This window comes from Paenibacillus phyllosphaerae (genome assembly GCF_014192105.1).
GTDB classification, from domain to species: Bacteria; Bacillota; Bacilli; order Paenibacillales; family Paenibacillaceae; genus Paenibacillus_Z; species Paenibacillus_Z phyllosphaerae.
Genome location: NZ_JACHXK010000003.1, coordinates 317,300 through 331,798, shown reverse-complemented (window position 1 = coordinate 331,798; position 14,499 = coordinate 317,300). Strand labels below are relative to the sequence as shown.

The window sequence follows — 14,499 nt, the reverse complement described above, 5'->3', positions numbered from 1 at the left end:
CTCGTAACGCGGCCGTCTTCGATGAGTCCTTTCGGCGTTGGCCCGCTTTTGTCCATACGGATTGGTATAACGCAATCCGTTGCGGACAAAGCTCTGCGTTCGAACTTCGTTCGCGACTTTTTGCCTCGGGGAGGTGACTGCTGGGCTAGTGGAAAATGCAGCTACCGTGCATCCCTCGCTTGACGTCCACTTTGTGGACACGCTTTACGTTTTTATTGTTGCAGAGCAAAAATAAAAAAATGGAAACAAAAAACGACCGCAGCTTCGCTGCAGTCGTTTTATCAAAAGGTCTTATTCTAGGTTATCGAATCCGATATTATCTAGCATCACTTTACCCGGTCCGCCTTGGAAGCGGAACGTAATGGCCGTAATCTCGGAGGCATCTGTCGGTTGGCCGCCGAAATCGTACACCTTGAGCGGCAAGCGGTACGTCTGGAGCACCGGCTCCGTCGATTCTTTGTACTTGCCGTCCTTGATCCGTTTCTCCATCCAAGAGGCGATGGTGAATTGGGATTGCACCGGCTCTACGACTGGCATGAAGGCTTGCAGCGGCTGCGTGATGCTCGATCCGTCCTGCAGTGTGACATCCACCTGCACATCGAGCGGCGGGATAGTCTGTTCCTTCTCTCTTAAGTCACGTTCGAGATCGGACATGGAGAACTGGAGCACGGTCTCCGGGCTCGCTCCGCTCAACCGGCGGCGGAAGGATTCGGACAGCTCGATAGTATAACTGCCTCCGCGTCCTTCGTTCCACTTGAGCACGACGCCGCGCGTCCCGCGGTTATGCCGTTGGCGGTCTATGGCTTCCTCCTCGGACCATTGCAGCCCATCCACTTCCGCCGTGCTGCCATCCTGCTGAACCGTCTTATCCCTGTCTTCGTCGAAGGTGGCCAGCGGCAGGAAAGCCCCTTTCTCGTATTGGTTAAAATACGTCGCCTCCGGCAGCCAAGAGCCTGCCGTCCGGTAATCCTCGAACAGCGGCTCGTAGTCCGACTTGCCGTGAAGCGCCGTCTCCAGGAAAGCGGCAATATACACCTTCGCGACCTCACGCTGATCGTCCGCCGGCATCATCCCTGCGTGACGCAGGAACAAGCCGCCCGGCAGGCTGTCGTCCATCGTCCCCCAATCGGTATTGAACCGGCTGTGATTGGCTTCGCCAATGTACAAGGACGCTTTGAACCGCTCGTTCCCTGCCGCGGTATTCGAGAAGCTGGTACGGATGTATTGACGTTCACCGTAGAAGTCGTTAACGTCGCCATCCTGCGCGCCTTGCAGGGTCAAATAATAGATATCCTTGAGCCGCGCGGATGTCTTGTCGATCTGCTTGTCCGTCGGCGCAATCGCGACAACCGCTTGAACATGAATATCTTCAAGACCGGCGAGCGTCTGATCGGACTTGAACCAACGCGTCCAATCGGCAGCCATCGGCGCCGCTTGACCGCCGCGCGAGTGCCCCATCAGCGCGACCCGATTCATGTCCAGCTTGCCCGACATCGGATTGCCCGGCAGCTGATTGAAATTCGCGAGCTGTTGAAGATGCTTCAGCAGCATCCATGCGCGTACTTTGAAATCTTGGTTAGGGATATTTCCCCATACCGAGTAATTCAAGAAGTTCTCGTCCACGGACACGGTGACGAACCCCCGGCTAGCCAGCAGCTCACCCAGATAAGCATACCCGCCGTCGGAGAATTGCTCCATCAGATGGTTGCCGTGCACGATAAGGACGACCGGGAACGGACCTTCGCCCTCCGGCATCCACATCCTTCCGTTGACGGGAAGCGCCGTTTCGTCGAAACCCCAGAACCATTCGCGGATCCGCGACCATTTGGTAATATAGGCCGAGGCATCTACAGACGGTGTGATCAGTCCGACCGCTTCACCATACTCGCTCCGATGACGGTCAACACCGCTTCCATAGGTGAATGCACGCACGGGATACGAACCCGCAAGAGCAGGATTACCCGCCTCAATGATCGGCACATCGAGCACTTCGCCTGGTGCTAGCGCCGGTTCGGCCGGCGTGTTCGCCGGCGGCCAAGCAATCGAGGAGACGCCTGCCAACACAAGAACGGTCGCGAACGCAAGCTTTGACTTGCCGCCAATTCGCGGATGAAGCAAGATCGCGAGAATGATGCCCGCAATCGCCCCGGCGACAGCGACAATAACACTGCTCACGACGGAGACATAATTGCCCATATCTGCATGATACAAAATGACATAAACGATAAATCCGGTATACAGCAAACTCCCCGCAAAAAAACGCGGGAGGGGGACGTACATCATCGAGAACAGGAAAGCGATGATCGAGCAGGCAGTTCCCATAACCACGGTGCCGAGGAAAGCCGCGATCAGGCAATCGATTGCGACGCCAAGGCCTGTCGGCGTACCAAGCACCGTCAGCAAGAGCGATATCATATAGACTACCCAGACGCCAATAACGGATAACCGCCAAAAGAGGGTATCACGGGCAAAGGTAGCAATGAACCGATAGATCAGCCAGCGGCCGATTGCGCGCAGCCATTGCTTGGGTCTTGGTGCGGGATCAGGCATAGGCATTGGATTATCCAGCGGTAGTTCCATGACAGTAGCTCGTCACTCCTTAGCGACAAGCAGATTATGAAGATAGCTTGAATACGCTTGTCATCTACGATTATACGCCTAGAAGGAGCACTTTCGCATCTCAAAATGTTGGCCGCGCCCCAAATTTCAGGCATCCTTAAAGCTATCGCAGCGCCACAAGCAGGCCCGGAATGCGCAGCTCCTTCAGTCCCTCTGCGACAAGCTGAGCCAGCGCGATCGCGCCCCGCTCCTGAAAATGCGTATTGTCGGCGACGCCGCCGGGGAAGTTCAGGAATTCGCCAGGGGCTCCCCACATGAAGACGGACTTCGTCCCTTCCGGACCAAGCTGCTCGAACAGCGCTTTGCTTTTGGCCGCCAGATCGACGAGGAGCACGCCTTCTTCTTCCGCCAGCTCTTTCATCGCCACGATGTAATCGCCATGCGTATCGACCAACTGATCTCCGTCATAATAACGGCGATGAACGGGCGTCACCAGAATTGGAAGCGCACCGCGCGATCGAGCTCCATCGATATAAGCCATTAAGTGTTCCTTATACGTTGTGAAAGGCTCAGTTCTGCGCGGCTCGTCAAGCTTCTGGTCATTATGCCCGAATTGGATGAGCAGCATGTCGCTTGCTCTTAGTTCAGCCAGGATGGTTTGCAGCCTGCCCTCGCCGATGAAGCTTTTGGAGCTGCGGCCGGATATCGCATGATTCGAGATCGCCGCGTCGGCCTTGAGCGCAGCGCCGAGCATCTGGCCCCATCCCGCATACGGATAACCGTCGGCAGGCTGGTCGGTCACCGTGGAATCTCCTGCGATATAGATGGTGAATGGCTCCTCGGACCGTCTTAGCTCCAGCGCGTTAATTCGCGGCGCAAGACCGGAGAACGCCAAGCGGAACTGCTGATTCTCGATCCGAACGGCGAATGTTTCCCTGCTATATTGCCCGGCCACCGTGCGGATTCCTTGGCGGACAAGACGCCCTGTCCCAGCCTTGATCGTCGTATGCGTAGCGGCAACCGCATCGCCGATGATCACCGTCGCGATGTACGTGCCATTGTCCACATCAGCGGCAAAGACGGACTCGAACGGAATGCAGAAATCCCGTACAAGAGGAGTCGACTCCTCCTGCCGCTCACATCCGCTCACGACCCCGGCTTCCTCAAATCCGTAACCTGCCGCCAGGCTATACACGGTATCCGGTTTTACTTTCTGCCAGCCTTCTACAGGCGCCGTCACGCCAAAGTCATACCGATAGCTTGTCATTATCGTTCCCTCGCTCCCTTTAATCCCATTCCTTTCGCACATGGCCGATCGCCATGTCACATACGATCAGCGTATCGTCATGCATAACCTGCCGAACAGCGGATAATCCGGCAACAATGATTGAAAAACCGACAACTTCGCGGTACGGTAGGTAGAAGTGAAGATCGATGACTTAGAATCGCAAGAAGGGAGTCGGATCGCCTTGGCCGCTCAACGTTACGGGACGTACGGCTTTCGTTTTACCGGGAAGGAGCATCTGCCCCTTTACTCGCTGTTTGCTCTGGGGTATGACCGGGTGACTGGCCATTACGAATGGGATGGCATGAAACGAATTGACGGACCGTTGTACTTGTTCCAATATACACTTTCCGGTCGCGGACGCCTCCAGACCGCGGACGCCGTATATGATTTGCGCCCGCAGCAAGCTTTTCTCGTCGATATTCCCAGCGTGCATCGCTATGATTTGCCGCCGGATAGCGAGGGTTGGGAGTTCTATTTTATATTGATGCGGCAGCATCCGCTTGGCGGACTAAGAGAGGAGTTGAAGCATCAGCTCGGGACCGTCTTTTCGTTGGCAACGGAAAGTCCGGCGATCCGCGTCTTGCAAGGGGGCGTTCAGGATGCGGCTGCCGGCCGCATTAACGATGCCTATGCCGCCTCGTCGCTCGTCTACCGCTTCATGATGGAGCTGGCCAGGACGGCCAACCGGCCGAAGGAGGAACAATGGCCGCCGGCTATAAGGGAAGCCGCGCAATATTTGACCAACCACTTCGGAGAAGCCATTAGCATCGATGACGCTGCGACTGCTGCCGGATTGTCGAAATTCCATTTTACCCGCTTGTTCACCAGGACGACCGGTTACACGCCAGGCGACTATCTGACCCGGATCCGAATTGTGAAAGGGGCTGAGTATCTGCGGAATTCAACGATTACGATCGATGAAGTCGCCAGACGCTGCGGGTTCGCCGGGGGGAGCTATTTCAGCAAGGTTTTCCGACAATGGGTCGGTTGCACGCCAGGGGATTATCGCTCCGGCAAGGAAGTGCTCGCGGCGAATCACCTCATATTCGACTGAGCAATATTTTACAAACTAAGCACAGGATTGTCGTAGCAGAACCGGCTGTATATCGATTATTGTGTAGATAGAAAGCGCTTGAAATCAATCGATATGCGTAAAAGGAGCTGTCACAAATGAACCATCGCACTTATGCCCCTACGCCCCCAATGGGCTGGAATAGTTGGGACTGTTACGGCGCCGCCGTCCGCGAGGAAGAAATCCGCGGCAATGCCGATTATATGGCCAAGTTTCTGAAGCCTTACGGCTGGGAGTATGTCGTCGTCGACATCCAATGGTCGGAGCCGGGTGCCGTCTCCTCCGCCTACCGTCCATTCGTACCGCTCGAGATGGATGAATATTCGCGTCTGATCCCTGCTGTCAATCGTTTCCCATCCGCTGAAGGCGGCAAAGGGTTCAAGCCGCTCGCCGACTATGTACATAGCCTGGGCTTGAAATTCGGCATCCACATCATGCGCGGCATTCCGCGTCAAGCCGTTCATGCCAATACGCCGATTCTGGGATCCGAAGCCGGGGCGCGCGATATCGCGCATACGAACTCCATCTGTCCATGGAACACGGACATGTATGGTCTCGATCCAGCCAAGGAAGGCGCGCAAGCCTATTACAATTCCTTGTTCCAGCTGTATGCGGAGTGGGAAGTCGATTTCGTCAAGGTCGACGATATCGCAGCCTCCCGCCTCTACCATATCCATGCCGAAGAAATCGCGATGATCCGCCAAGCGATCGACAATTGCGGCCGACCGATGGTGCTAAGCCTATCGCCAGGTCCGGCTCCTTTGGAGTATGTCGAGCAGTTTACGGCTAATGCGAACATGTGGCGGATGACCGATGACTTCTGGGATCTGTGGCCGCTCTTGTACAACATGTTCGAACGCTGCGAGAAGTGGGCGCCTTATGTGGATGCGGGCAGCTGGCCGGACTGCGATATGCTCCCGCTCGGTCACCTTGGCATTCGTTCGGTCGACGGCGGCGGCGCCGACCGTTGGACCCGCTTCACCAAGGACGAGCAGCTGACGATGATGACCCTCTGGTCGATCTTCCGTTCACCGCTCATGATGGGCGGCGAGATGCGGGATAATGACGAGTGGACGCTTGGCCTGCTGACGAACGATGAGGTCTTGCATTTGCTGCGCGATGGCCGCGGGGCAAAACAAGTCTATCGCGAAGAGGATCGTATCGTCTGGTCGAGCACGGATGTGCAGGGAAATCACTATGCAGCCCTGTTCAATTCAAGCGACGAAGAAACCGAAGTGCGCGTCACGCTCGAACAGCTTGGGTTGAACACGCCTGTCCAGGTTCGTGATCTGTGGCAGCATGAGGATCTCGGCACGAAGAACGATTCCATCGCGCTCACGATCCCGCCGCATGGCGCCAAGCTGGTTAAGCTGACGACAGCCTAATCAACCGGATATATACACAGCAAAGCCCCGCAACGTTCCGCCTCCATGGCGCTGTTGCGGGGCTTCTTGGTCTTCTCTTTACTGGTTGGTCAAATAGCGGCAGAACAAATCGACGAGCTCCGGGTCATACAATCGGCCCGCGCAGCGCTGCAGCTCTTCCAATGCCTCTTGCTTGGTCTTCACCCGTCGATAATTGCGGTTGCTGGTCATCGCATCATAGCTGTCGATAATGCGAATCATGCGGACCTCGCGCGGCAATACGTCCACCTTCGATTGCGTCGGATATCCGCTGCCGTCCGTGTTCTCATGATGCAGCATGATGACATCCGGATGGACCAGACCTTGGGTGACCAGCTGCTCCACATATTCCATGCCATAGATCGGATGTTTCTGAATCTCGCTCCATTCCTCGTCGCTGAGCTTCGCATCCTTCCGCAGAATTTCTCCCGGAATACGCAGCTTGCCGATATCGTGCAGCAGCGCGGAAATGACGAATAACTCCCGCTCTTCCTTGGACATCTGCAGCAGATCCGCGAACCATGCGCAATATTCGGCTACCCGCATAGAATGCGTATACGTATCTTCATCATGCTGCTTCAGCTTGACCAGCAATAATTCAATTTGAGGGTCAATGACGGTATTGACTAAAGCGTTGCAATTCATGACCCTTTCCTCCGTTCCAACCTTGATGCAATCATATATGCTGCTCCCCATTTAACATGCTAAAACGACAAAAAACCGACCGGCATTATAGCTACTGGTCGGTTGCACTACTTGCTCCCAATCTCCCAAGTGCCCAAATAAAGGAGAAAGATCGTCGCATCCAAGTCAATTTTTGTTCGTTCTTAGTAGTTCGACAAGGATCCCATGAATCCTCCAAACGAAACATTTAAATTTGTTGCCTTTTAATGTTACTATTTGGGTATTTTCACAAACAGCAAGTTAAGAAAAAAATCAGCAGCACAAGGGGAACTCCGCCTCGTACTGCTGATACGTTCATTAGGCTTGCGTTACAGCCAACTCTGGGCTGGTTGGCGCAGCGGCTTCGGCCTGCTCGGATTCGAGCTCCTCATCCAGCCACCAGTGATATCCGTCTGCCTCGAGCAGCTGCTTCGCCGCGAGCGGACCGTTCGATCCTGCGGGATACGAGTGAATCGGTACTTCATTCGCCTCGAACGCTTGAAGAATCGGCTCAACCCACTGCCACGCCAGCTCCACCTCATCCCAGTGCGCGAAGAAGGTCGAGTCGCCGGCCATCATGTCTCCGATCAGCTTCTCGTATGCTTCCGGTACGTTGCTCTCATCCGAACCGAAGTGAATCGGAACGGCTTCCAGCTTGCCGGTCAGCGGGTTCTTCATATTGATCTGGAAGGTCATGCCCGCCTCAGGCCCGATATCGATAATAAGCAGATTCGGCGTCGTCGTCTCGTTCGTCCGCGTGAACTTATCGGAAGGATCCTTGAACTCGATCACGATCCGCGTCGTCTTACTCTTCATCCGCTTGCCCGTTCGAATATAGAACGGCACTTCGCTCCAGAAGTAATCGTCAATCCATAGTCTTGCCGCAATATAGGTATCTGTCGTCGAATTCGGAGCCACGCCCGGCTCATCCTTATAACCGACGACCTCTTGTCCGCCCATTATGCCGGCTGCGTATTGTCCGCGTACGACGTTCGCCGCGATATCCTCCGGATTAAGCGCACGCAGCGATTCCATCACTTTGCGTTTCTTGAAGCCCACATCATCGGCCGTGCTGTGCTTCGGCAGCTGCATAGCCAACATCATGAGCATCTGCAGCATATGATTCTGGAACATATCTCTTAGCGCGCCCGAATGGTCGTAATAGCCTGCCCGGCTCTCCACGCCCACGGTCTCTGCAGCGGTAATCTGCACGTTCGCCACGTACCGGTTGCGCCACAGCGCCTGCAGGATCGGGTTGGAATACTCGAGAACCTCCAGGTTCTGCACCATCGGCTTGCCCAAGTAATGATCGATTCGGTAAGTTTCGTGTTCGTCGAAGACTCGGCTGAGGCTGGCATTCAGCTCGCGCGCAGTAACCAAGTCATGGCCGAACGGCTTCTCGACGACCAGGCGCTTCCAGCCCGTCACTTCGCTTAGTCCGCTAGCCTTAAGATTCGACACGATCGGTCCGAACAGCTCAGGGCCGACCGACATATAGAATACGCGGTTCTGCGGCAGTCCCAGTTGCTGCTCCCGCTGCGAGATCCGGTCATTCAGTTTCACATAGTCTGCCGGTTCGCCTACGTTAAGCTCCACGTAACGAATCATCGACAGGAATTGGGCAACGGAATCAGGATCCGTGACCGGCCTTCTGCTGAACGAGTGGAGCGATTTCTCCACTTGGGCCTGGAATTCGCTTTCCTGGAATTGTCTTCGGCCAAGACCGACCAGCTCGAAACTGCTCGGCAGCTTCTGATCTACAAAAAGATTGTATAATGCAGGGAATATTTTACGTTTTGCCAAATCGCCTGTAGCGCCAAAAAGCACAAAAGTCATTGCATCCATGGTTATTTCCCTCCGATGGCTCCTACCGTATGTTTTTCTCTATGCCTTTTAGAATACCACCGCACCTATGGCATTTTCATGAAGAAAGGATGAAGGCATAATGAAGGGATTATGAAGGGTTGATGAAGATTTCTAGTACATAACACCTATATGACCGCTATTTTTGTAGAATGCTGCCAACACTTACAGAATTATTGGCCACAAAGTGAACCGGTTTTCGCCGTCTTTAAAGGTGCAGCTCGTTTCATTCCGGAGCAATAGAGGATGATTGATAACCGTGAAACTATACAAATTCCTATATATTAAAAAAACGCCCATGAGTCACCTCATGAACGTCTCCAGCCTAATAACCGTCAGTCTCCTTCGCATCGCTCCGGGCCTGTTTCGCCGCTTGGTCGGCATCGGCCGAGCTGGTATGCGAGCTGGTGGAACCTGCTTGCCTAACGCCCTCGGATACGCGTCTGCCGTAATCCGGATCCGCTTGGGTGAAGTAACCGATCATGCGCTCCTGAATGTCCGGTTTGCAGATCTTGAGCACGCCGACCAGATTCTCGATCAGCTCCTCGCGCTCCCACTCTTCGAACGAACGGTACGTATCGCCGGCCTGGCCGAAATCGTTCGTGCGCTCGATCCGTTCGCGTACGAGATTCGCATTATAATGCGGCTCGTGATCCTTGCCGGCCTTAGGCGCTTCCTTCAGTCCGCCCATGGAAGAAGGCTCGTAGTTGACATGCGGATTCTGGCCCGGAGCCAAATCCACCTTGTATTCCATCTGCCCGTCCCGCTGATTGGTCGCCACATGCGTCTTCGGCGCGTTGATCGGCAGCTGCAGATAGTTCGCGCCTACGCGATGACGCTGCGTATCCGAGTACGACAGCGTGCGGCCCTGGAGCATTTTATCATCCGAGAAATCAAGGCCGTCCACCAGCACGCCGGTGCCGAATGCCGCTTGCTCGACCTCATTGAAATAATTGGCAGGGTTGCGGTCAAGTACCATCTTGCCGACCTTCAGGAACGGGAATTGGTCATGCGGCCACAGCTTCGTCACGTCCAGCGGATCGAAGTCCAGCTCCGGATGCTCGTCATCGCTTAAGATTTGCACACTAAGCTCCCACTCCGGATAATCGCCGCGCTCGATCGCGTCGTATAAGTCCTGGGTCGCATGCTCGGTATGCACGGACTGGATTTGCTCCGCGTCCTTCTGCAGCAGATTTTTGATTCCCTGCTTCGGCTCCCAATGATACTTGACGAGTACGCCTTGGCCCTCGCTGTTCACCCATTTGTAGGTGTTCACGCCCGAGCCCTGCATCTGGCGGTAGTTCGCCGGAATGCCCCAAGGGGAGAACAGGAAGGTAACCATATGCGTAGCTTCCGGCGTCAGCGACAGGAAGTCGAACATCCGCTCCGGATTATTCAGATTGTTGACCGGATCCGGCTTGAAGGCATGCACCATGTCCGGGAATTTGATCGGATCGCGGATGAAGAACACCTTCAAGTTGTTGCCGACCAGATCCCAGTTGCCATCCTCGGTATAAAATTTCACGGCGAAGCCGCGCGGATCGCGAAGCGTCTCGGGGGAATGCCCGCCATGAACGACCGTCGAGAAACGGACGAAGACCGGCGTCTGCTTGCCCGGCTCTTGGAAGAGCTTCGCCCGCGTGTATTTGGAGATCGGCTCGTCGCCTACCTTGCCATAGGCTTCGAAGTAGCCATGCGCGCCGGCGCCGCGCGCGTGCACGACGCGCTCAGGGACGCGTTCGCGGTCGAAATGCGTGATTTTCTCGATGAATTGATAGTTCTCGAGCGTCGTAGGTCCTCGGCTGCCGACCGTCCGCACGTTCTGATTATCCGACACCGGATGTCCTTGGCGGGTCGTCAGCGTATTGTTCGATACTTTGTTATCATCCGTCATGGTCTCCACCGTTGCCCTTCTTCATAGTTCAAACGTTGGTTATGTTATCCATGAGCGGATATCTGTATGCAAAAAAATGGATATTCGTGAGAGGAGTGACCTACCTTCGCGACTCGTAACCAACCGCTTGGCTTACTGCCGGACGATGCGACAGATCGTGCGGATCCATTCCGAGGGTATTGCTGACAATATAGAGAGGCCTGCCTTTCGTCTCATCGTAGATCCGGCCGACATATTCGCCTAATACACCCAGCATAAGTAAGACAAATCCGTTGAATAGCAGCATAATACTGATGAGCGACGCCCAACCCTTGATCGTCTCCGTCGTGAAGATCGCGAGGAAGAGAACGTACAACAGGAACACGAATCCTAAGCCGGACAGCAGCATCCCTGCATAACCTGACAGCTTAAGCAGTTTGTAAGAGAAGGAAGCGATGCCGTCCATGCTAAGTTTGAGCATCCGCTTCAGCGGGTATTGGGTCTCTCCGGCGAAGCGCTCCTCCCGTTCATATTCGATCGCATATTGGCGGAAGCCCACCCAACTGACCAAGCCATGGACGAATCGGTTGTTCTCCGGCAACTTGCGCAGTTCGTTCACGACCTTGCGGTCCATCAGGCGAAAATCTCCCGTATCGACCATCGAGATGTCCGTCGACGCCCGGAGAATGCGGTAAAACAAGCTTGCGGACCCCTTTTTGAACCAAGTCTCGCCGCTGCGCTTCACCCGCTTCGCATAGACCACCTCGAACCCTTCCTGCCATTTGGCAATCATCTCGAGGATGAGTTCAGGCGGATCTTGCAGGTCGGCGTCAATGATAATGACCGCGTTGCCTTGCGCATAATCCATGCCCGCCGTGATCGCGATCTGATGGCCGAAGTTGCGGGAAAGTTCGACCAACTTCACCGTATCGTCCCAATAGCCGTAGTCCATGATGATCTCCGCGCTGCGATCCGTACTCCCGTCGTTGACGAAGATCAGCTCGTACGATAGGTCGGCTATGCCCATGACCTTCTTCAGCCGACGATACGTCTCTTCAATCACCGGCTCCTCATTGTGCATCGGGATAATGATCGAAAACGCCGCCTTCGCCGTCATTCGTATCCCCTCCTTTATATGTTCACTTCGTACAACGACGAGAATGCCGCTGATTGCAACAGATGTAAGCCATCATAATTGTTGTATAAGGTGATTTACTTCTTACGCCAAAAACGCTACCATCTAAACATTATCCTGCCTTATTCATTCTCACCGTTCGATCTGAAGGGCGAATGAAACGAAGCTGAATGTTTCCTGAATGTCCTCACAAGAGGGTCGACAATCGAACGAACAACCGGAGGAGAACATGATGACTGCCAACAAACGAATTCGTATTTTGCTCGCTGACGATGAGCCGAACATCTTGCAATTTCTCGAGCTAGGCTTGCTTAGCGAAGGTTATGAGGTACAGACCGCACAGAACGGACGGGAGGCGCTGGAAAAGGTCGAGGCGTTCAAGCCCCATGTGGCGATTCTGGACGTGATGATGCCGGAGATGAATGGCTTCGAGGTGTGCCATACGCTGAAGGAATCGAGCGAGAAGATCGCCGTGATTATGCTGACGGCAAAGGATGAAGTAGGCGACCGGGTCAAAGGACTGTCGCTCGGGGCGGACGACTATATGGCCAAGCCGTTCGAGTTCGAGGAACTGCTCGCCCGCATCCAGGCACGGCTGCGCAATCAATTCCCCGACTTGCTCGGTTCGGTCGTATACGGACCGTTCCGGATCGATGACCGGAAGAACGAGATTCTCTATCAAGAACGGGTGCTCGAGCTGTCGCCGACCGAATACGAGCTGCTAAAATATTTGGTGATGAACCATGGGGCTGTGCTGAGCAAGTCACTCATTCTGGATCGGGTATGGGGCTATGATTTCGGGGGAGAGAACAACATCGTGGAAGTGTATATCCGCTCCTTGCGCGAGAAACTCAATGACAAGGAGCATCGGCTGATCCGTACGCTCCGCGGTGCGGGTTACCGCGTCGATCTGCCATGAAACGGCTGCTGACCGGCCCCCGTTCCTTACGCTACCAGCTGCTGTTCCGGTCGATCCTGCTGATCGCGGGCATTCTGCTGCTGATCGGACTGATGCAATATTGGCTGATGAAAGGATTCCTCTATCGCAACAAGGCCGAAGCGCTCTCATCGCAGCTGATGTCCACCCCGGTCGAGATGTTCTCGAACAACAACGATAGCGGACTATCCGGTCCGCCTACCCGGGAACGCGGTAATGCCGCCGGTCCGGAGAAACAGGCTCCAGCTACTGACGGATCTTTTGCAGCAGATGACAGTAACGAGGACGTTAAGGATACGGACGCGGCACAACCTGCCGATAGCACGACGCCTCACCGGCCCGGGCGCCCATCCTTCTTCTTGTCGGATACGTCGCTTGCTTATTTCGACGCGGATGGCAATTTCGTCGACTTGTCCGCCGAGGACGGCCTATTATCTCCTCAGCTGCCAGCGTCCGAATATGAAGCGATGCGCGACAAGCCGCAGCCGGAGCGGTCGCAGACGAATTACCGTCTGCTTGAGGATGCCGAGGGCAATGAACAGCTGGTCGTATTCCGCACTGTAGGTCCGCCTAATCGTAAAAGCAACGCGATTATGCAGATGGGCGTCTACACGACAGAGCTGCAGGACGTCATCATGCAGCAGTTGCTCATCTTCAGCGGCTTGTCGGCGCTTGCGCTGTCGGCTGGCGCCGCGCTGCTCCTGCCGCTGCTTCGGCGCACGCTGGTGCCGCTCTCGCGCGTGGTAACGGCCGTCGAGCAGACCGATGCCGGGAATTTGACCGAGAAGCTCCCCACTAGCCAAGGACAGGAGGAGATTGACCGGCTCTCCATCTCCTTCAACCATATGCTGGACAGGCTCGATGCTTCCTTCGAGGCGGAACGGGCCGCCAAGGAACGGATGCGGCAGTTCATAGCCGACGCCTCGCATGAGCTGCGGACGCCGCTTACTTCCATACACGGCTTCCTTGAGATTCTGCTGCGCGGCGCGGTGACCAATCCCGATCAGCTCCGTTCGGCTATCAAGAGCATGCATAACGAATCCCGGCGCATTAACAAATTGGTCGAGGACTTGCTGCTCCTGGCCAAGCTGGACCGCGAGCCGCAGCTGACCTTCAAGGAAGTAAAGCTCGCGGCGCTCCTGCAGGAGATGGAGCCGCAACTGCAAGTGCTTGCCGGAGAACGCACCGTACGGCTGCTGCTCGACGAGCCCGTACAACTGCAACTGGACCCGGATAAAATCAAGCAGGTCATCCTCAACCTGTTCCACAATGCCGTCCAGCATACCGAACCGGACAAAGGCCTTATCGAGATTCAGCTTACGGCCGATGATACGGAGGCGATGCTCGCCGTGCGGGACAATGGATCCGGGATCGGCCAGGAGCATCTGCCCCGCCTGTTCGAGCGATTCTACCGGAGCGATTCTTCCCGCACGCGCAAATATGGCGGCGCCGGGCTCGGCCTATCCATCAGCCGGTCCATTATCGAAGCCCATCTAGGCGCGATCGAGGCCAAAAGTCCGCCGGGTGAAGGCGCCGTGTTCCTGATCCGGCTTCCGCTCGATTCGAACCGGATTTAAGTAACGTTGCATTTTTAAGCCATTCATCAGGCTGTTTTCATCTTGTTTTAAGGTTACGGCGCTATGATGAACGTACGCCAATCACTCTCCCCAGTGCTTTAGCGGATATAAGAAGAGACGATCCCCGGG

At 55.2% G+C, this 14,499-nt stretch carries 10 protein-coding genes and 1 riboswitch; of the genes, 4 read left to right on the top strand and 6 right to left on the bottom strand.

Going from position 1 to position 14,499, the window contains the following annotated elements; translation table 11 throughout:
• Nucleotides 1-291: 291 nt before the first annotated feature.
• Both FHS18_RS09155 and FHS18_RS09150 read right to left on the bottom strand, forming a co-directional pair.
• Complete coding sequence (locus FHS18_RS09155) at nucleotides 292-2,580, bottom strand: alpha/beta hydrolase family protein (protein ID WP_183599242.1); 2,289 nt, start codon at nucleotides 2,578-2,580, stop codon at nucleotides 292-294.
• Between the two features lie 142 nt (nucleotides 2,581-2,722).
• Nucleotides 2,723-3,826, bottom strand: a complete 1,104-nt coding sequence (locus tag FHS18_RS09150; RefSeq protein WP_183599240.1) for a rhamnogalacturonan acetylesterase — start codon at nucleotides 3,824-3,826, stop codon at nucleotides 2,723-2,725.
• A gap of 202 nt (nucleotides 3,827-4,028) precedes the next feature.
• On the opposite strand from FHS18_RS09150, the gene FHS18_RS09145 reads away from it, so the two are divergent.
• Nucleotides 4,029-4,901 (top strand): AraC family transcriptional regulator, encoded by an 873-nt coding sequence (locus FHS18_RS09145; RefSeq protein ID WP_183599238.1) that lies wholly within the window; start codon nucleotides 4,029-4,031, stop codon nucleotides 4,899-4,901.
• Nucleotides 4,902-5,017: 116 nt separating this feature from the next.
• Complete coding sequence (locus tag FHS18_RS09140) at nucleotides 5,018-6,304, top strand: glycoside hydrolase family 27 protein (protein WP_183599236.1); 1,287 nt, start codon at nucleotides 5,018-5,020, stop codon at nucleotides 6,302-6,304.
• Between the two features lie 78 nt (nucleotides 6,305-6,382).
• Here the strand turns inward: FHS18_RS09140 and FHS18_RS09135 are convergent, their stop codons facing one another.
• The 4 genes from FHS18_RS09135 to FHS18_RS09120 form a co-directional block, all read right to left on the bottom strand.
• Nucleotides 6,383-6,967: an HD-GYP domain-containing protein gene (locus FHS18_RS09135; RefSeq protein ID WP_183599234.1), complete on the bottom strand. Its 585-nt coding sequence runs from the start codon at nucleotides 6,965-6,967 to the stop codon at nucleotides 6,383-6,385.
• A gap of 88 nt (nucleotides 6,968-7,055) precedes the next feature.
• Nucleotides 7,056-7,138, bottom strand: a riboswitch (cyclic di-GMP riboswitch).
• A 165-nt stretch (nucleotides 7,139-7,303) separates the two neighbouring features.
• Nucleotides 7,304-8,830 (bottom strand): glucose-6-phosphate dehydrogenase, encoded by a 1,527-nt coding sequence (gene zwf, locus FHS18_RS09130; protein WP_183599232.1) that lies wholly within the window; start codon nucleotides 8,828-8,830, stop codon nucleotides 7,304-7,306.
• 343 nt (nucleotides 8,831-9,173) lie between these two features.
• Entirely contained in the window at nucleotides 9,174-10,742 is a 1,569-nt protein-coding gene (locus FHS18_RS09125; protein WP_183599680.1) for a catalase, read from the bottom strand.
• Between the two features lie 100 nt (nucleotides 10,743-10,842).
• Nucleotides 10,843-11,838 carry a glycosyltransferase family 2 protein gene (locus FHS18_RS09120; RefSeq protein ID WP_183599230.1) on the bottom strand — a complete coding sequence of 332 codons (996 nt, stop codon included), beginning with the start codon at nucleotides 11,836-11,838 and terminating at the stop codon, nucleotides 10,843-10,845.
• Nucleotides 11,839-12,088: 250 nt separating this feature from the next.
• On the opposite strand from FHS18_RS09120, the gene FHS18_RS09115 reads away from it, so the two are divergent.
• Together FHS18_RS09115 and FHS18_RS09110 are read left to right on the top strand one after the other, a co-directional pair.
• Nucleotides 12,089-12,775 (top strand): response regulator transcription factor, encoded by a 687-nt coding sequence (locus FHS18_RS09115; protein ID WP_183599678.1) that lies wholly within the window; start codon nucleotides 12,089-12,091, stop codon nucleotides 12,773-12,775.
• Entirely contained in the window at nucleotides 12,772-14,370 is a 1,599-nt protein-coding gene (locus FHS18_RS09110; protein ID WP_246427544.1) for a sensor histidine kinase, read from the top strand. Before FHS18_RS09115 ends, FHS18_RS09110 begins: the two co-directional genes overlap by 4 nt.
• Nucleotides 14,371-14,499 lie beyond the last annotated feature (129 nt).

What these genes read in the sequence shown, in the direction of transcription:
- FHS18_RS09155 (WP_183599242.1), bottom strand. Translation starts at nt 2,580, where the DNA reads ATGGAACTACCGCTGGATAATCCAATGCCTATGCCTGATCCCGCACCA.
- FHS18_RS09150 (WP_183599240.1), bottom strand. Translation starts at nt 3,826, where the DNA reads ATGACAAGCTATCGGTATGACTTTGGCGTGACGGCGCCTGTAGAAGGC.
- FHS18_RS09140 (WP_183599236.1), top strand. Translation starts at nt 5,018, where the DNA reads ATGAACCATCGCACTTATGCCCCTACGCCCCCAATGGGCTGGAATAGT.
- FHS18_RS09135 (WP_183599234.1), bottom strand. Translation starts at nt 6,967, where the DNA reads ATGAATTGCAACGCTTTAGTCAATACCGTCATTGACCCTCAAATTGAA.
- zwf (WP_183599232.1), bottom strand. Translation starts at nt 8,830, where the DNA reads ATGGATGCAATGACTTTTGTGCTTTTTGGCGCTACAGGCGATTTGGCA.
- FHS18_RS09125 (WP_183599680.1), bottom strand. Translation starts at nt 10,742, where the DNA reads ATGACGGATGATAACAAAGTATCGAACAATACGCTGACGACCCGCCAA.
- FHS18_RS09120 (WP_183599230.1), bottom strand. Translation starts at nt 11,838, where the DNA reads ATGACGGCGAAGGCGGCGTTTTCGATCATTATCCCGATGCACAATGAG.
- FHS18_RS09115 (WP_183599678.1), top strand. Translation starts at nt 12,089, where the DNA reads ATGACTGCCAACAAACGAATTCGTATTTTGCTCGCTGACGATGAGCCG.
- FHS18_RS09110 (WP_246427544.1), top strand. Translation starts at nt 12,772, where the DNA reads ATGAAACGGCTGCTGACCGGCCCCCGTTCCTTACGCTACCAGCTGCTG.